Source organism: Caballeronia sordidicola (assembly GCF_002220365.1).
GTDB classification, from domain to species: Bacteria; Pseudomonadota; Gammaproteobacteria; order Burkholderiales; family Burkholderiaceae; genus Caballeronia; species Caballeronia sordidicola_C.
Genome location: NZ_MTHB01000030.1, coordinates 1 through 17755 on the forward strand (window position 1 = coordinate 1; position 17755 = coordinate 17755).

Here is a 17755-nt window from a genome sequence, read left to right on the forward strand (position 1 = left end):
CCCGAGCGTGGCCTGTTCCAGCCATCGTTTGGTGACCGGCAACGAGAACAGCACTTTGTTCTGGTCGTCAGCCTGCTCAGTCGAAAAGAGATCATCCAGCGCGGCGTTGGCCTTGTGCATCTGCCGGTAGACGAGCGGGCGGCTCACGCCATGCCGGGCGGCCAGGGCGCTAACCGGTTCTGCGCCCGCCAAAGCTCGAACGGCCATCATCTTGCGTTCGTTGGTAGCCAGTTTTGTGGGGGCAGCGCAAACGGATTGATTCATGGGGGCGTGGCGTCGAAAATGGGGCCACATTATCCGGCATTATCTTCGCCCCTCGCATGTGTAATGCAGCTTTGAACCTCGCCCGCTCTTCTCACTCGCCGCCGCCGCAAGTGTCGCGTTCTCAACATCGAATATCGCTTCGACCGGCAGTTTCAACTCGCCCGATGCAGCGAGCGTCAGCAGTTCACCAATCATGCGCGCTTTATCCGCGCCCGACGTGACCTCGGAAATCTTGCTCGCCCAGAAACCCTTGACGGTCGCCTGCTTGAAGATGGCATCACCCGAGTTTCGACGCATCGGCTGACCGGACATGGCGCCGAACGAAAGCAGGGTGCCGTTCTCGCCAAGCAGACCGAAGATGTCGCCGCTGGCATCACCACCCACCGAATCGATGCCCGCTGCCAGGGGCGCGTCGCCGACGAGGCCACGAACCTGCTCCTTCCAGTCCCCGCTTTCGGTCGACACCGCGTTACCGATGCCCACCGCGGCCAATTCCGCAATGCCCGCCTCGCGCCGGATCAGATTGACCCCATTGATGCCGCGCGCGTTGGCCAGCATCGCCAAGGTCTTACCGACCGCACCATTCGCCGTATTTTGGATAAACCACTGCCCCGGCTCGAGGTGCAGATAGTCAAGCAGCATCACCGCGCTCAACGGCATGGCGATCAACTGACAGCCGACCTCCTCGCTCACCGCGTCAGGCAGCGGAATCACTGCTGCCGCCGGCGCCACAACGTAATCGGCCCAGGCTTCGTGAATGCCGGCTACCACCACGCGCTGACCGACCTTAATCCGCTCTACACCTTCGCCGATCGCGTCAACCACGCCGGAAACTTCACTGCCGCCGACAGCCGGCAGTTGCGGCTTGTAGCCGTATTGACCGCGAATCGTCCACAGGTCGTGATTGTGGATCGGCGACAAGGTCGACTTGATGCGCACCTGACCCGCACCGGGATTCGGCGTGGGACGTTCCGCGACTTGCAGCACTTCAGCGGGATTGCCGAAAGAGGAATGGATAACGCTACGCACAAACAATCTCCTGGAATGTGCAACGACGAGGGTTCCGCTCTGCGCAGAGCCAATTAATTTGTGAGTGGATCTGTCAGTGCTTCTGTTCAAGAAGCTTCAGTAGCGCCTCAGCTACAGCTTCGGACGAAGCAGGGTTCTGCCCTGTGACCAGACGGCCGTCGATGAGAACGTGGCTCTGCCAGTCCGGTCCCTTGCTGTAATGAGCCCCAAGACGCTTAAACTCGTCCTCGATGAGGAACGGGACCACGTCGGTCAATTGCACCGCAGCTTCTTCGCTGTTCGAAAAACCGGTGACGTTGCGGCCCTTGACGAACGGACTGCCGTCCTGTGACTTCACTCGTCGAAGGGCGCCCGGCGCGTGGCACACGAACGAGACCGGCTTGCCGGCCTGGTCGAATGCTTCGATCAAAGCGATCGATTCTGCACTCTCGGCGAGGTCCCACAATGGACCGTGGCCGCCCGGATAGAACACGGCGTCGAAGTCGGCTTCATTCACCTCGGCTAGCAGGCTGGTATGGGCCAGTTGCGCTTGTGCATCCGGGTCGGCGCGAAAGCGTTCTGTTGCCGGCGTTTGGGCTTCCGGCGCATCGCTCTTCGGGTCGAGCGGCGGCTGCCCGCCGGCCGGCGAAGCGAGTGTCAGTTCGGCGCCCGCGTCCTTAAAGGTGTAGTACGGGGCAGCGAATTCCTCCAGCCAGAAGCCGGTCAGATGCCCGGTGTTGCCGAGGCGGTCGTGCGAGGTCAAAACCATCAGGATTTTCATGCGTGTGTTCCAGAATCAAGGGGAATGTTGCGCCATCGAGACGCTGCCGCGAAGGGTCGCGGCAGCGTCTCAAGGCGCGCGCAGTACGCACTGTGTAACCGCCATGGCTTGCGCCATTGCGCTTCCATCTTGTCGAAGCTTGGTGATGAGCGCCGCGCCGCGCCGAGCCACATTTGATAAAGCAGTTCAGCCGCTTCTGTGGCGCGGATCTCCGGCGAAAGCGAGCCGTCTGCCTGACCCTCTTCGATCACTGCAGCAAGACGGACCATCAAGCGCTCGACGCCGTCGCGCAGCACGACACGCATCTCATCGGACAGGTCGCCGACTTCCGCACTCAGCTTCACCACCAGACACTTTTCGTCGCCGTCCTGGTCGAGTTGTTCCTGCTGCCAGGCGGCCCAGTAGCTCAGCAGCATGTCACGACCGTTGACGCCGGGCTGACCGAACAGCTCGTCGAGGCGCCCTGAGTAAGCGGCGACGCATGCACCGGCAGGTTACGGCTGACAGAACAGCCGGTCTTCTCTCTGGCCAACAACGCCAGATGAAACAATTCCTTACGCGACATCACATCGCACCATGCGCTCTAGTGTGCCCGATATCTGCTGGGGCGACCATTTCCTGGGGCTACCATTTCCACTCGAGCAGGGTAAGAAGGATGCGCCAGCAGACGCTTTGCAGGCAGAGCTAGACGAGAGCCGCAGAACCCGATTTAAAAAACCGCGGAAGTCTCCAATGCGTCGCTTGAGCAGCCGTCAGCAATTTTCTAACGCAATCTAAAGGTATATTTCATGATCGAAATTCCAGCTTTTCACAGACGCGCACGCTGTTCGTTGATCCAAAAATGCGCCCATGCCTTTCCGTTACTCCTTGCTACCTCGCTAGTAGCAGCCCCTTGCGTCACATCCTCTACGTCTAAAACCGCATCCACTGCCAGCTTTATTTCACCGGGAGACGATACTCCTCAGTGCGGCCCTTACTTTGACTGCCCACGATACCAAGAGCAATCAGGATTTTTTCAGGGGGTAATAGGATGCGACGCTAACCGCGCGCTAAACGGAGCAAGCGCATCATTGATTGCGTTCATGATCGCCGCCGGCGCACCGGCTGTCCCCGCCTCGCCCGCGCCTTTCGCACCGAGCTTGGAGGTGGCCGTAGGCGTTTCAACGTGCGCCACATCGATATCCGGCATCTCAGCGGCCATCGGCACAAGATAGTCGGCCATGTTGCCGTTGCGAAGCGACCCGCTTTCGTCATAGAGGCATTGTTCAAAAAGGACACCTCCTATCCCTTGGACGACCGCCCCACGAATTTGCTCATCAACTAACATCGGGTTGAGAACACGACCGCAATCCTCGACGACCCAGTGCTTGAGCAATTTGACTATTCCCGTCCCAACGTCCACTTCGACGTGAGAGACGTGGACGCCGTTAGTAAATACGAACGGGTAATCACGTTGAGCGAAGTGGCGAGTCGCTGACAGCTCCGGATGAACATCTCGCGGTAGCGTATCCGGGCGGAAATATGCCTGGGCAGCGAGATCCGCTAACGCAACCACCGAGGAACCGTCCGAGGCATCGACCACGACACCATTACTGATACGCAAATGTTCATTCTCTAACTGAAAAACCTTCGCCGCCAAGTCGATGATTTGGGCCGACAACGCGGTCGCTGCCTGCAAAACGGCTTCACCGCCAATCCCTGCGCCTCGCGAAGCCCATGTGCCTCCGCCGTAAGGCGTAACGCCCGTGTCTCCAGTGACGACTTTGACGAGCCCTATTGGTATCGAGAGTACGTCGGCCGCGATTTGCGCAAAAATGGTTTCGGTTCCCTGCCCTTGCTCGCCAACGCTGACAAGCACCGTAATCCCACCTCCTGCGTCCAGACGCACGGTTGCACCGTCTTGCGCAGCTATGCGAGCGCCACCTACGCCGTAAAAGGCAGCGCCTGGATTCGTTAGCTCGACCATTGTCGCTATACCAATGCCCCGATAGACATTTTTTTGGCGGAGCGCATGCTGTTCCTCTCTTAGGCGCTCGTAGTCGACCAGTCCTTCGACCTTATTAAGGCATGCTTCGTGGGACAGCGCTTCGAGTTTGATACCTGACGCTCCAGCGCACGGATAGCTGTCGTCGCGCATGACATTGAGTCTACGAAAGGCCAATGGGTCGATACCTAATTTTTGCGCAGCAAGATCGACCAATCCCTCGGTGACCGCACAGGCGATAGGATGCCCGACACCACGATACTGACTCATCGGCGGCTTATTCTGGAATACGACCCGCAGTGTGGCTCGATAGTGTTGGTGCCGGTAAGGACCGCCCGTGACGTTGAGTACCTGGTTGCCTTCTATGCCACTGGTTCGCGGATAGACAGAATACGGACCCACTCCAGTAAGGTCGTCGATTTCAAAGCCCACGATGCGCCCGTCGGCCATGGCGGCAAGGCGAGCATGCACGCGATGCTCGCGCGCGTGCACGTCGCTCACGAACGACTCGAGCCGGTCGGCGACGAACTTGACGGGTCTTCTTAAGATCTTCGCGATAGCAACGGTGGCGAAGTCATCGGGATACGAATGAACCTTAATGCCGAAAGAGCCGCCTACATCCTTGCAGATAACGCGCACCGACGACTCTGGCAGACCAAGATGACGAGAATACAAATCCTGCATCATGTGCGGCGCCTGATGCGAATGGTAGACCGTCAGGGTGTTCTCGCCGGCGTTGAAGTCGGCAAGGACCGAACGCGCCTCCAGGGTAACACCGGTATGGCGACCGAAATGATACGTTTCCTCGACGACTATATCTGCCGCAGCAAAGGCCGCTGTGACACCACCAGTATCAATGGTTTTGGTTAAGCAGAGGTTATCCCCGAGTTCCGGATGAATAACGGGGGCGTCGGCGTCAAGCGCGCGTTCCATATTCGAGACGACTGGGAGCTCCTCCCATTCAACCCGAAGATACGGAATTGCGTCCTCCGCCTCCCGGCGAGACTCCGCGACCACGGCATACACCGGCTCGCCTTGCCAACAGAGATGCCCGGGCGCGAGAGGATACTGGGGCGCGGATTTCATGCCTTGCAAGTGGCTCAGCGTCCCTACCCAAGGTGTACAAACACTCTTTAGATCGCTCGCCTGGTAGATGCCAACGACTCCCGGCATCATGCGTGCAAAACTGCTATCGAACGCGGTGATCTTTGCGTGGGCGACAGGGCTGCGCCAGTAGACCACGTGCGCCATGCGCGGCAGCACAATGTCGTCAACGTACGTTCCGCGCCCTTGCAAAAGCCTCAGCGCATTCGGACGCGGCACCGCGTGGCCGATATAACGTTTATCGTCCAAGACATCTACCCCTGGGGACAATGGTCTCAACATGCTCGGTGCTCCGACGCATGTTGCTTCGCACGAGCTGCCAACACGTCAGCGATCGCATCAACGATCGCTTGATATCCCGTACAGCGACAGTAATTACCCGACATGAATTTGCGGATTTCATCGCGTGTAGCGTCCGGCTGAAGAGCGATTAGTTCGGCTGCGGTGAACAGCATTCCTGTCGTGCAAAAACCACATTGCAATGCATTTCTCGCGTGAAAGGCGGCCTGCAACTCTGCAAGATCGCCACGATCGCTTGCGCCCTCGATCGTCTCAACTCGGGAGTTGTCGGTCTGGACCGCGAGCACTAGACATCCTCGTACCATCTTGTCGTTAAGCCGAACGGTACAAGCGCCGCACACGCCATGTTCGCAACCCACGCGCGCCCCTTTTATCTGCAGCGAGTCCCTGAGAAAGTCGATCAGATGGGTACGTGGCTCAACGTCTCGGATTACGGTATGCCCGTTGACATTGAGCCGAATTGTCGTAAGTTCAGCCATGAAAGCCTTCTGCGCCAGAGGAAATGCTGCCCGCCGCGACGAATTTGCGCAGCAACCGGTTAAGCGTCACCCGAGCGAGATGCCGCTTGGTCTCTTCGCTGTGGTACAGGTCCGCGCCCGGATCGATGTTGAGAGTAGCCGCAATGTCATTGACCGCGTCCATTGTCAGTACCATATTTTCGATTCGCGACTCAACGTCCTTTGCGCGCAATGGGACGTTGCCGCAGCCCAGAAAGACGACGCGAACATTGGTAGTGCGGCTCGCCGCCGTGTTGCCCGTGACTGCGGCGCCCACGATTGCGTAGTCACCATGACGACGAACCAACTCATCGAATTCGTGGTGAAATCCTTCTTGCGCAATAGGCACTTCGCAAGCGAGCACTATCTCCGCCGGCCGTAACGCCGTCGTGTACAAATCCTGGAAGAATTCGTCCGCGTCGACCCGGCGTGTTCCGTCAATGCCCCCGATGACCACACGCCCTCGCAGTGCGACGAGGCAAGTCGGCCATTCTGCAGCGGGGTCAGCAAATGCAATCGAGCCCCCGAAAGTCCCGAGGTTGCGAATTGCGCGGTGGGCGACATGTGGTGCTACATCTGCGAGCAACGGGGCATGGCGACGTACCAGCGCCGAATCCTCGATCTGCGCATGCGTGACCAGCGCGCCGATGCTGAGCGTGTCGCCAGCAACCGTAATGTCGCGCAACTCTATCAGTGCGCCGATGTCGATCAAAAGCTGAGGTTCAGATAGCCGCATATTCAGCGTCGCCAAAAGCGTCTGGCCGCCTGCGATGATCCTGGCTTCGTCCCTGTATTCATCGAGAAGTGCGAACACTTCGTTTAGAGCGTTCGGGCGAACGAATTCAAAAGCCGCAGCTTTCATGAATGTATTTCCTTCATGACACATGCCTCAGAACGACGGTGGTGATTACGCCAAGCGCGAACCACCCTACGCGATAGAATTCCGACCACAGACTTGTGTTGCTCCAGGCAGTCTTCAGTGACGAGGTGCCGACATCAGAACGTAGATATCGATTCTCACGGGCCGCGGCCGCCCCGTTATCAGCGGTAACTCGATCGGACGTAACAGGGATATTGAGATCGTCGCTTGGCGAGAGACCATGAAGCTGGCGTTCGAGCGCGGAAAAAAAATCGTCAGCCATTTTCTTCGCGGACGAATCGATTAGTCGACCTCCGATCTGCCCCAATTTCCCGCCAACCGTTGCAGACACTGAGTAGGTCAACCTCGTCCCTTCGGGCTCGTCTTCGAGCACAACATTTGAAAAGCCTTTCGCCGAGCCTGCGCCGCCTCCGACGCCCTCGAAGGACAGCTTGCACCGCTGCAATGCCACGACCTCGGACATAATCATTTTTCCAGCAAAGCGTGCTCGTACAGGGCCGAGCTTTACGAGAATTCTCACTTGCGTTTCAACGTCAGACACTCGCTCGGCGTCCTCGCAGCCCGTCACGCAACGAATAAGCGTTTGCGGATCGAGTAGTGCCTCCCATACAGCCATGCGCGGCGCTTTCATTAGCTGATTGCCGGACAGTTCCATCGTTCGCCTCCTCTCCAACAGACTGCAGATTACTCGAGTTCAGCAAATTTATCCTTTGTTTACCATATGGTCAATAGAAGTCTTGCAGAGACGCGGCTTAATACCACGGAGGTCAGCGCACATCGGGCAAAGTGATGGCAGGGGCCGCCCGCGCTTTGCCTGGGCGGTCCGCCTGGTTCAGCCTTAGCAAATGAGCGGTTCGCCGAGTTGATAGTTTGACTCGACTACAATGGACGGGAAACCTTAATCACGTTGAAAAAACCCGATGTCAGCGAGCCGAAAAAACGCTTTGCCGAACAAAAAAAACCCACGAAGACGCTTGAGCACCGAGGAACGTGAAAAGCAAATCGTTGAGGGGGCGGTCAATTTTTTCTCAGCGCATGGGCTCGACGCGCAGATGCGTGATCTCGCGAAGCAGATTGGTATCACCCACCCGTTGCTGTATCACTACTTCCCGACGAAACAGGCACTGATCGAGCGCGTATATGAGCAGGTCTACCTAGGCCGCTGGAAACGCGAGTGGGAACAATGGATGATCGAGCCTGGGACCTCCTTGCGGGCACGGCTTTGTCACTTTTACCAAGACTACGCGCATACCGTATTGACCGCCGAATGGGTGCGCATTTTGCTCTCGTCCGGAATGAAGGACCGCTTTATCCCAGATCGATACCTTGACGTGCTCCAGACGCGGATCTTCCCTCTCATTGTCCAGGAAACGCGCTTAAGCCTGAACATCGCGTCACGGAACGATGCGGCAGAAGCCGAGCTAGAGCATCTGTGGGGATTGCACGGAGGCATATTTCACATCGGAGTGCGCGTGTTCGTTTATGGGCAGCCCCTTCCAACCGATTTGGACGCGGTAATCGCCGACCGGGTCGACGCATACCTCCACGGTGCGAAAAACATCTTCAAAAAAGCAGAAAAACACCGAAACGTCGCAGGCTGACTTAAAAAGCCACGAGCCGAGGGAGCTTATGGCGTGGTCACATTAAATCAACGAACGATTTTCAATGGACACGTCGTCTCGCCTAGACCGAAATACGTGCGCCTCGATGCATTCGATCTCGTAGCCGGTCTCCCCGGCGTCGATGTAGTTAAATCTATGCCGAAATGTAACGTTGCAGGTGTGCGCTGCAAGTGCGTTATCGAAAATCATCTAGCGGACCTCCTCCCGCCGCCCTGCCGGGCGACGGGGTTAAAGTGAGTTTGCTAAAACGGCTTTAACCGGTAGGAGAATGAAATGAACGCGTCCCACCCGTAAGTGATGAGGGGTGAAAGGGGTCCGACGGTGGATCCTCACGGGCCGACGGCTCGTGTGCCCAAGTTGGAAGATCATTGAGGTCTTCACAGGCAAACAGGAGAGGTCCGTCATGCCGCTTACACCCGTTGGAATCGACATCGCGAAAAGCGTCTTTCAGGTGCACTACGTGGATCCGGAAACCGGTGAGATCGTGAACAAACCGGTCAAGCGGGCAAAGTTCCTCGAGTATTTCGCGAACCGTGCGCCCTGCCTGATAGGCATGGAAGCGTGTGGTGGTGCGCAGCACTGGGCACGAGCGCTGACTAGGATGGGGCACCAGGTAAGACTGATCCCTGCGGAGTTTGCCAAGGCGTTCAACATCCGCAACAAGAACGATGCGGCGGACGCACGTGCGATATGGCTGGCCGTGCAGCAGCCGGGCAGACCGGTCGCGGTCAAAACCGAAACACAGCAGGCGGTGCTGGCGCTGCACCGGATGCGCCAGCAGTTGGTGAAGTTCCGCACGATGCAGATCAACAGCCTGCGCGGCCTGCTGACCGAGTACGGCGAAGTGATGGGCAAGAGCCGGGCTGCGCTCGACAAGGCGATACCGGCGGTGCTGGCCAGGGTGTCGGATCGCCTGCCTATGGTGTTGATCGATACCTTGCGCGAGCAATGGAACGGCTTAACGAAGCTGGACGAGCAGATTGCGCAGATCGAGCGACGGCTTCGGCAATGGACGAAAGAGGACAAGGCGGTCAAGACGATTATGGAAATCCCGGGCGTTGGGGTACTAACGGCGACCGCGGCGGTCGCAACGATGGGTGAAGCAAGTGCGTTCAAGTCGGGCCGGGAGTTTGCGGCATGGATTAGTCTCGTGCCAAAGCAGACGGGTTCCGGTGGCAAGGTGAACCTGCTGGGCATCTCGAAACGGGGCGACACGTATCTGCGCACGCTGTTGATTCACGGCGCGCGCAGCGTACTGAGTCATGCGAAGGAACCCGGCCCGTGGTTCGAGCAGATCAGCAAGCGCCGGCCGCCGAACGTGGTAATCGTAGGGCTTGCCAACAAGATGGCCAGGATGATCTGGGCGCTCCTGGCACATTAGCGGCAGTACCAGAAGGGTTACGTCAGCGTGAAGCCAGCATGAACGGTTAGCATGACGTCGGAGATCAACTTTTATACAGGATGATACGTCGAAAGGTTGCGCAGGCGATCGTATGTGATGACAAACCAGGTAGGACCGGGACTCGCTAAACCTGAATGATGCTAAGAGCTTCGAGCTCGGTAGGAGAATGAGGTGCGAGTCAGCGAATTTCATAGGGGCCCGCAGCGGCGGTATCGACTGCAACAAGGCCGGATATAGAGCTGCAGCCCATCCTGTCAGTCAGAACACTCGAGATCTTGCTCAAACGGGACGCGTTCATATGTGCGACATGAGGTCGCGTAAGTAATTGTTTCAGCCGATCTCGGCGAAGAAACCCGCCGTTCCGTCGGCGGTAGCCTACCGATGCATGCGCGGCTGGTAACGGCCGGGTGTGAAGCCATTGGAACAACGTAACCCGCCCCTCGGGGCAGCGACAAGTCGTGAGATGAGTCGCGATCTGCAAGCACCAGCGCGGATGGATGCCAGGCTCGGCGGTACGACCAACAAATGTGAACTGCCATTTAAACATCGTCAGCGTCAACAAGCCAAAGGTGCTGAAAGGCTTGAACCAAAAGGTACGTGGTCGGATGCTCCCGTATATGGTGGGGGCACACGGACAACATGGCCACCGGTGGATAGGCAGGGTCTACCCCGCTCGTGTTACTTACGCGGAACATGGTAAGCCCGTACCTGCGCCCGTTCTGGGCAGGCGAACCGCAAGGAACGCTGTGGCAGGTGCGGGTAGAGGATTGTCGAGAAAGCGAAAGCCGCCCCGTAATCGGATGGATAAGGGTTGAGCCCGGTTAGGCGACATCACCCTACGCGAAAGCGAGCAGACTTCGACAAGGTCTTTCATGAAGAGAGCTTTGAGAAACCTTTACAGGAAGGAGAGCAGATGACGGCGAATGCAGCATGCGCTGGTGCACCTTCCGGCGACGCGGGGCACTGGCACGATATTTACTGGGCGAAGTGCTACCGGGAAGTCAGAAGGCTTCAAACGCGAATCTTCAAGGCGACAAAGGAAGGCCGCTGGGGCAAGGTTAAGGCTTTGCAATGGCTGCTGACCCACTCGTTTAACGGCAAGGCACTCGCCGTCCGACGGGTGACTGAGAATCACGGCAAGAAGACGCCCGGTGTGGACAAGGTAACGTGGTCCACACCCGATGCCAAGTACCGTGCCATCAAGCATCTATCCCGGCACGGATATGCACCAAGACCATTGCGGAGAATTTATATACCAAAAAGTAATGGCAAGATGAGAGCGCTCGGCATCCCGACGGTGATTTCATATTGCACCTCTGCCAGTTGAGTGTTGGAATGTTACCGCTGAAGATGCCCTGAAGTTCGTACCCAACGCCGCAGTTGCTGTTCTTTGGCGCGATTGAGCGTGATCCACCAAGGACCGCGTCCATCGAGCTTGCGGGCCTGGACAACCTGGCGCTCGATCCAGTAATACACCATGTGTGTACTGATGCCCAGCCGGTCAGCGAGTTGCTGTACCGTAAGCTCGTCGGTCCGTTTGAAGCTGGTTGCGGCAATCTCGTATCGGTAGCGAATCCATTTGACCATGGAGAGCGTGAACGATTTGCCAGTCGCACTGCGCAAGCCTTCCTGATTGAGGTGCGCAACGATTTGTGGGTCGGACAGACGCTGCGACAGTTCGCGCACCCGCTCGACGGTCTCCGCCGGATAGCGTATTGCTTCGGGGCGCGGCCTGGGTAGATCCACGGTGATATCAGTGCATGCGCTGCCCTGCCAGCGGATATGCAGCACGGCTTGTTTCGCGGCAGATAGTTTCTCGACCGTGATGTCCCGGATGAGCAGCCGCAACATGCGCTTGCGGTCCTTCGCTGAAGTCGTCGGCGCACGCCACAGGCGCGGCAGATTGCGCGCCAACGCGAGGACCTGGGCCTTCTGTTCGGATGTGTCGACGTGTGCCTTCTGGCTCTGGAATTCGGCGGCTTGGGTATTGATCTCATCGAGCCGAAGCATCGCGTCATTCCAGCGCCGCTCGAGGGTACCCGCGACCAGACGGTTGGCTGGATCGCATTCCTGGTAGCGGCGTTCGGCGAGTGCGACCTCATACTCGGCTCGTTCGATACGCATGTGCCACTGACGCATGACGGCGTGATCGCGCTGCTCGAGTTCGTTCAGGGCAGTGAGCGCGAGCTCGAGTTCGGCAGGTTGTAGCGCGGTGAGTACTGCCTCGCCAATCGCGTTGTCGAGCAAATTGCTGCGCATGCTCATGCAATCGGTGGTCGCCAAACCCTCGCGGCGACGCCTGCTGCATAGGTACTGCGGATAAAGGCCACCGTGACTCTGGTACCGCACGGTCAGCGCCCGGCCACAGCGGCCGCATATCAGCATCCCTTGAAGCAGTGCCAGACCTTCGCGCGCTGCACCGCTGAGCACGGTACCTTCGCCGTTGGTCCTGTTGCGCGCCAGGCGTACCTGGTTGCGTTCGAATTCCTCCGGGGTGATATACGCTTCGTGATGGTCGGGAAGATGGACCCGCCAGTCAGCTTTGGGTACCGGCTGTACGCGCTTCTGGATCTCTCCTTGTGCAGTTATGCGTTGACGATACTGATACCGTCCAAAGACATAATCGCCCGCATAGGAAGGATTCCTGATCAGCCCGAGTACGCGTTCGTGGCTCAGGCGCCCCCAGATGAGTCGGCCTGCCCAGGCACCGCCATAGGCACGCTTCGGAAAGCGCAGGCCCTCTTCGGCAAATCGCTTGACGACGGCATATGCGCTGCCGGTTTCCTGAAACAGACGAAACACCAGCTGCACGGCGCCGCGTACCTCATCATCGGGATCCAGGACGATGCGACCGTCGTCGTCATAGCACAAGCCGACAGGCAGTGGAAAGCGCAACTCACCTTTCTTCGCCTTGTTGAGTTTGCCGCCCTGGAGGCGCCCGCGCAAGAAATGTAGCTCCGCCTGTGCCATCGTACCTTTGAGACCCAGTATCAGGCCATCGTTGAAGTCGCCTGCGTCGTAGCAACCATCGGCATCGATTACGAGGGTATGTGTGAGCGCACACAACTCGAGCAGGCGATGCCAGTCCAGATTCGAGCGTGCCAGGCGGGAAACTTCCAGTGCGAATACAGCACCCACGTTCCCCATCGAGACGTCCGCCACGAGGGTCTTGAAGTCCTCGCGGCCCGTCATCTGTGCTCCCGATTGACCGAGGTCGCGGTCCAGGATCCGGATCGCCGTCTGCGGCCAACCCAGTGCCAGCGCTTTGTCGCGCAACGCATACTGACGCTCGGTGCTCTCCTGATGGTGCCGTACCTGGGCCAGCGTACTCTGGCGGATATAGATGTACGCCGGTTTGCTCTGATGTTGCGGGGTGATCTTGGTGTTCATCGAAGGCCTCCTCGGTAAGCTCCAGCGCGGGCCCGGCGGTGAGCCAGGCCTCGAGCATGTTGGCGATGAGTACGCCGGCCGATTGCGGATCGATGATGTGGGTGAGTGACAGCGGAGACTGGCTCACCGGCGCCCCTCAGAGCGCCTCGCGGCGGCGCAATAGTTCGCGGTTGATCTCGCAGATCTCCTCGATGATCTCGCGGACGCGGTGATAGTTCGCCAGGCGTTCGGTGACGTCGGCGTGGTCTGCTTGCGGCACGTAGTCCATTTGCGGCCGGCGGCCGGGAAAGCTCACGGACAGGTAGTACTTGGGACCGTGACCGGGACCCTCGGCGCACTTGCAGCCGGGTTTGCCGCAGCGCTTGTAGCGCTCGATGAGCGAGCCGCGCAGAAGCGTCTCCAACGCCGGCATTTGCTTGAGCAATTGCGCGCGGCGTCTGCGCAAATAGGATGACGAAATATCTTCCATTGGCGGACCACATGTAAGACTGGTCTGATAATAGGACAAGGAATCGCATTGATCAAGCTCCTTTGGTCGATGACTTCTTGGGCGGCGAAGCGGCAAGCTGGTCGATCAACGCGATCAGCTCCAGCAACATGTGCAGATCGAAATAACACACGGGGCCGATGGTGTCGTCGTGGACGGACGGTGTGCCCCAGTCGGTCCATTCGCGCGCAATGCTGAAGCTGCCACGCTCTGCATCACGCAGAAGCAGCGTGTCGGTACCCGAGACGCGGCGGGTCTTCAGGACGGGAAAGCGTTGGCCCTTGAGCGGATGAAAAGGATGGCGGATCTCAGCCCAACCCAAATGCTCGCTGAGCTCCTGTGCAGTTCGCATTGACCGTCCCTTGCATGGTCGATAGAGCAATGCAGGCGTTATATCTGCTTGCACTTGAACCTGTTTCGGAAACGTGCGCAGACTCGCACTCATATGGATTTCGCCGGGACCGCTCAACAGCGGACGCCATCGAGCAATGTTTCGCCGCACTCTCAAGGAAGACATCGCCGCAGTGGATTTTAGAAGGCGATATCCGGGCATGTTTCGACGAAATCTCCCACTCCTGGTTGGTCACCAATGTTCCGACGGATACGGTGATCTTGCGGAAGTGGTTGACGGCGGGATACATCGAAGATCGGCAACTCTTCCCCACAGAAGCAGGAACCCACAGGGCGGCATCATCTCACCAGCGATTTCAAATTGGGCGCTCGACGGCCTGCAACGCCGGTTAGCGGAGAAGTTCGTCTGCCGCCGGGTTGAGGGCAAATGGATTCGCCTAAAAGTTGGTTTGATACGCTATGCCGACGACTTCGTGATCACCGGTCACTCGAAGGAGTTGCTGGAAAACGAGGTCAAACCATTGGTCGAGGCCTTTCTGATCGAGCGCGGACTGACGCTCTCCCCGAAAAAAACCAAGATCACGCATATCTCGCAGGGGTTCGACTTCCTCGGGCAGAACATTCGAAAATACCCAAACGGCAAGTTACTCATCAAGCCATCAAAAAAGAATGTTCAAACGTTTCTGACGAAAGTGCGCACCGTCATCAAGGGCAACGCATCGGCCAAACAGGTCAGTCTGATCGGCCTGCTCAACCCGATTATTGATGGCTGGGCGAACTACCACAGACACGTTGTCTCGAAAGAAGTCTACAGCGCGGTTGATACTGGCATATGGCAGGCGTTGTGGCGATGGTGTTGCCGTCGGCATCCGTGCAAGGGCGCACGATGGATCAGCGCGCGATACTTCCACCGCGAGGGGGCGCGGCACTGGGTATTTGCGGCGGATACTGGTGAACTAACGGCAGATGGGAACCCAAGACGATTGAGGCTGCGCAAAGCGTCTGACGTCCCAATCCGGCGACATACACAAGTCCGTGGCGGAGCCAACCCCTTCGACCCGGCATGGGAACGCTACTTCGAAGACCGCTATGGTTTGAAAATGGTGAACACCCTGTCAGGTCGAGGGCGCTTGATCCGTCTCTGGCTGGATCAGGATCGGGCTTGCCTCGTATGTCAGCAACGTATCACAGCAACGACGGGATGGCACGTTCATCACATCGTTCGCCGCGTGGACGGAGGATCGAGTGCGCGGGCCAATCTCGTCATGGTCCATCCGGTCTGCCACCAACAGATCCATAGTCGTGGTCTAACAGTAACGAAACCGGCTCCCAATCGGGGGCTTTGAAAGGCTTGAGCCGTGTGCATTAAAAGGTGCATGCACGGTTCTGAGGGGGCCGCTGTGCAGCAATGCATGGCGGCTACCCGACAGGTCATCATGAACTATGCGGCATTGACCTGCATTCGAATAACAGCGTGGTGAGCGTGATTGACGAAACGGACCGCGTGGTCGCCGAAAAGCGATTGCCGAACGACCTGGCAAAGATTCTGGCGTTCCTAGCCCCGTGGCGAGCCGAGCTGGCAGGCGTCGTGGTCGAATCCACGTATTATGGACGCCCCGGAATTATGCACGGTTTGTCGTTAAAGACAACGGAGTGCGCGGCCGCGTGCCGATGTGAATCGAAGTACGGACCGTGCCGCGCGCGCATTTGAATTGCAGAGCAGCGCAGGGTTCACTGATCGCATCAGTGCACTTGGCCGCGCATAATCACAAGCCCTCGAGAAACTGCAGCACGCGATCGGTGGGCCGGTAGCGGCGATGCCTGCAGTGGGACAACTGAAGCGTACTGAGGGCTCTTTCCTTCATTGCCAGGTCTGCCTCTATATACATGTGCGTGGTCGCTGGGTTCTCGTGACCCAGCCACAACGCGATGACCGTGAGGTCGACGCCAGCCTGAAGCAGGTGCATGGCAGTCGCGTGTCTCTAATCTCCCCAACGATATAAGAGACACTATCTACCCTTCCTGATTATGTCGGGTGACATGATTGAGCGTCCGTGATTGTTCGAAGATGCAGCTCGGATAGCAGAAGTGCTCAGCCCGTCGCCCGACATAATTCTGTGGACCCTACAGGCTATTCAGGAAGCTTAGGAGCTGGTCTGCCGGCCGGTAGCGTCCTGGCTTGCCGCGTGGAGGGGATGCCTTCTCAAGGGCCTGCTCCTTCATCGCAAGCGTCGCTTCGAGATAGATCTGCGTGGTTTCCACCGATTCATGTCCGAGCCACAACGCAATCACAGATCGATCAACTCCTGCTTGCAGAAGATCCATGGCCATCGTGTGTCTCAAACGGTGGACAGTGACCTGTTTCTGCTTCAATGAGGGGCAAACTTTACTTGCCGTCTCGCGATGTTTGTTTAGCAGGTATTGCACGCCATGAACGCTGAGTCGTTCGCCTCGCTCGCTGGGAAACAGTACCTTGCCATCACCGCGTTGCGGTTCTCGCAGCCACGCTTTCAATACGGCGAGTGTGGATCTGGCGATGGGTGTACAGCGCTCTTTCCGACCTTTCCCGATTACTCGCACGTGAGCACCGGCGCCAAGGATCAGGTCCTCACGATTGAGCCCGGTCATCTCGGACAGGCGCAGACCGGTCTGTACTGCGACTAATAGAAAGGCGTGATCACGCCGACCAGACCAGGTATGTTGATCAGGGGCGGCAAGCAAGGCATCGACTTCAGGACGCGTGAGGAAGTGGACCAGCGTACGGGTGAAGCGTTTGCTGGGAATGGCAAGCACTCGCTGGATCTGGGCGGAATGTGTGGGTGCCTCAAGAGCGGCGTAGAGAAAGAAGGAATGGATTGCCGCGAGGCGCAGATTGCGGGTGCGTACACTAACGCCCTGGTGCTTCTCAAGCTGCTCAAGGAACGCGACGATCAGGGGCGCATCGATTTCCTCAAGGTTCAACCGAGATGGTGGCTTATGCAGGCGCTGCTGCACGAACTTCAGAAATTGACGAAAGGTATCGCGATAGGAACTGATGGTGTGAGGACTCGCCTGGCGCTGCTGCATCAGGCGCTGCGTGAAGAAACGTTCCAGGAGTGGAGCAAAGGTGGCGAAAGTAGTCATGGCCGATTCCCCCAGCGCTGTTCGAGTCGGCGCATCGCCTCACACATCAGTTCGGGCGAGCCGTTTAAATACCACTGCGTATCCTCGATGTGGACATGGCCGAGGTATGCCGCCAGGATTGGCAGACGGCGCTCGGGATCCTGTCCGGACTGGTACCAGTGTACAAGTGTGTTCGTCGCAAATACGTGCCTCTAATTCCGCATGCGGAATTTGAGGCATTATTCCGAGTCCCGGATTATTCCGCATACCGATCTTCGGGGCCTGCAATCCCCGGAGAATACCCGGCTTTGGGGCCGCGCCAATACGGAATAATCAGAGGGTCTTCAAGAAGGCCAGCAGGCGATCATTGGGACGGAAACGCGGTGTTTGCACGTCGGTGGTCGCGGTCTTCGCCAGCGTCGTTACGGGGCGGTGAATCAATACGGATTTTGTGTAAGTGATCTGCGCTACGGTGGGCGCTTGAGTTTTCGACGTCATTGGAGTGTCGTCTTCCTGGGGATTTCCCCCCAATTCAGGGAGACTCACAATGAAGATCACTCGCAACGGTGCCGTCACGGCACTC

Annotated in this window: 18 protein-coding genes and 2 pseudogenes; 6 read left to right on the plus strand and 14 right to left on the minus strand. The window is 58.0% G+C overall.

Annotation, left to right across the window (positions count from 1 at the left end; translation table 11 throughout):
- The 8 genes from BSU04_RS04590 to BSU04_RS04625 all read right to left on the minus strand — a co-directional run.
- A partial coding sequence (locus BSU04_RS04590; protein ID WP_218827232.1) for a hypothetical protein occupies window positions 1-210 on the minus strand: 210 nt, incomplete at its 3' end.
- A 93-nt stretch (window positions 211-303) separates the two neighbouring features.
- Window positions 304-1293, minus strand: coding sequence for a zinc-binding dehydrogenase (locus BSU04_RS04595; protein WP_089159493.1), 990 nt, complete (start codon window positions 1291-1293; stop codon window positions 304-306).
- 73 nt (window positions 1294-1366) lie between these two features.
- Window positions 1367-2053: a type 1 glutamine amidotransferase domain-containing protein gene (locus BSU04_RS04600; RefSeq protein WP_089159494.1), complete on the minus strand. Its 687-nt coding sequence runs from the start codon at window positions 2051-2053 to the stop codon at window positions 1367-1369.
- The gene (locus BSU04_RS04605; RefSeq protein WP_089159495.1) at window positions 2050-2469 is read right to left on the minus strand and encodes a TetR family transcriptional regulator C-terminal domain-containing protein; all 420 of its coding nucleotides are present in this window, start codon (window positions 2467-2469) and stop codon (window positions 2050-2052) included. The genes BSU04_RS04600 and BSU04_RS04605 overlap by 4 nt, the downstream gene beginning before the upstream one ends.
- A 599-nt stretch (window positions 2470-3068) precedes the next feature.
- Window positions 3069-5423, minus strand: a complete 2355-nt coding sequence (locus BSU04_RS04610) for a xanthine dehydrogenase family protein molybdopterin-binding subunit (protein WP_306427171.1) — start codon at window positions 5421-5423, stop codon at window positions 3069-3071.
- Window positions 5417-5920: a (2Fe-2S)-binding protein gene (locus BSU04_RS04615; protein ID WP_089159496.1), complete on the minus strand. Its 504-nt coding sequence runs from the start codon at window positions 5918-5920 to the stop codon at window positions 5417-5419. Before BSU04_RS04615 ends, BSU04_RS04610 begins: the two co-directional genes overlap by 7 nt.
- On the minus strand, window positions 5913-6800 hold the full coding sequence (locus tag BSU04_RS04620) for an FAD binding domain-containing protein (RefSeq protein ID WP_089159497.1): 888 nt from the start codon (window positions 6798-6800) through the stop codon (window positions 5913-5915). The genes BSU04_RS04615 and BSU04_RS04620 overlap by 8 nt, the downstream gene beginning before the upstream one ends.
- A gap of 13 nt (window positions 6801-6813) precedes the next feature.
- Window positions 6814-7473 carry an SRPBCC family protein gene (locus BSU04_RS04625; protein ID WP_089159498.1) on the minus strand — a complete coding sequence of 220 codons (660 nt, stop codon included), beginning with the start codon at window positions 7471-7473 and terminating at the stop codon, window positions 6814-6816.
- 319 nt (window positions 7474-7792) lie between these two features.
- On the opposite strand from BSU04_RS04625, the gene BSU04_RS04630 reads away from it, so the two are divergent.
- The 3 genes from BSU04_RS04630 (at window position 7793) to BSU04_RS04645 (ending at window position 11169) form a co-directional block, all read left to right on the plus strand.
- A complete protein-coding gene (locus BSU04_RS04630; RefSeq protein ID WP_179258205.1) occupies window positions 7793-8419 on the plus strand; it encodes a TetR/AcrR family transcriptional regulator in 627 nt (208 codons plus the stop codon).
- 424 nt (window positions 8420-8843) lie between these two features.
- On the plus strand, window positions 8844-9821 hold the full coding sequence (locus BSU04_RS04635) for an IS110 family transposase (RefSeq protein WP_089159500.1): 978 nt from the start codon (window positions 8844-8846) through the stop codon (window positions 9819-9821).
- Between the two features lie 934 nt (window positions 9822-10755).
- Window positions 10756-11169 (plus strand): reverse transcriptase N-terminal domain-containing protein, encoded by a 414-nt coding sequence (locus BSU04_RS04645; RefSeq protein ID WP_089159502.1) that lies wholly within the window; start codon window positions 10756-10758, stop codon window positions 11167-11169.
- An 11-nt stretch (window positions 11170-11180) separates the two neighbouring features.
- Here the strand turns inward: BSU04_RS04645 and BSU04_RS04650 are convergent, their stop codons facing one another.
- The 3 genes from BSU04_RS04650 to BSU04_RS04660 form a co-directional block, all read right to left on the minus strand.
- Window positions 11181-13232, minus strand: coding sequence for a recombinase family protein (locus BSU04_RS04650; RefSeq protein ID WP_089159503.1), 2052 nt, complete (start codon window positions 13230-13232; stop codon window positions 11181-11183).
- Window positions 13233-13368: 136 nt separating this feature from the next.
- Window positions 13369-13701, minus strand: coding sequence for a DUF6788 family protein (locus BSU04_RS04655; protein WP_089159504.1), 333 nt, complete (start codon window positions 13699-13701; stop codon window positions 13369-13371).
- Between the two features lie 52 nt (window positions 13702-13753).
- Window positions 13754-14071: a Y4bD/Y4pK family protein gene (locus BSU04_RS04660; RefSeq protein ID WP_089159505.1), complete on the minus strand. Its 318-nt coding sequence runs from the start codon at window positions 14069-14071 to the stop codon at window positions 13754-13756.
- A 29-nt stretch (window positions 14072-14100) separates the two neighbouring features.
- On the opposite strand from BSU04_RS04660, the gene BSU04_RS48715 reads away from it, so the two are divergent.
- The 3 genes and pseudogenes from BSU04_RS48715 to BSU04_RS49125 form a co-directional block, all read left to right on the plus strand.
- Window positions 14101-14463 carry a reverse transcriptase domain-containing protein gene (locus BSU04_RS48715; protein ID WP_373452794.1) on the plus strand — a complete coding sequence of 121 codons (363 nt, stop codon included), beginning with the start codon at window positions 14101-14103 and terminating at the stop codon, window positions 14461-14463.
- Window positions 14424-15416: a group II intron maturase-specific domain-containing protein gene (locus BSU04_RS04665; RefSeq protein ID WP_373452795.1), complete on the plus strand. Its 993-nt coding sequence runs from the start codon at window positions 14424-14426 to the stop codon at window positions 15414-15416. Before BSU04_RS48715 ends, BSU04_RS04665 begins: the two co-directional genes overlap by 40 nt.
- A gap of 62 nt (window positions 15417-15478) precedes the next feature.
- Window positions 15479-15676 (plus strand): annotated as a pseudogene (locus BSU04_RS49125) (hypothetical protein); the annotation flags it as partial.
- Between the two features lie 160 nt (window positions 15677-15836).
- Here BSU04_RS49125 and BSU04_RS04675 read toward each other — a convergent pair.
- The 3 genes and pseudogenes from BSU04_RS04675 to BSU04_RS46230 form a co-directional block, all read right to left on the minus strand.
- Window positions 15837-16052, minus strand: a pseudogene (locus BSU04_RS04675) (tyrosine-type recombinase/integrase); the annotation flags it as partial.
- Between the two features lie 142 nt (window positions 16053-16194).
- Window positions 16195-17193 (minus strand): site-specific integrase, encoded by a 999-nt coding sequence (locus tag BSU04_RS04680; protein ID WP_089159508.1) that lies wholly within the window; start codon window positions 17191-17193, stop codon window positions 16195-16197.
- A 312-nt stretch (window positions 17194-17505) separates the two neighbouring features.
- Window positions 17506-17755: hypothetical protein (locus BSU04_RS46230; RefSeq protein ID WP_218827233.1), on the minus strand; the 250-nt coding region annotated here is incomplete at its 5' end.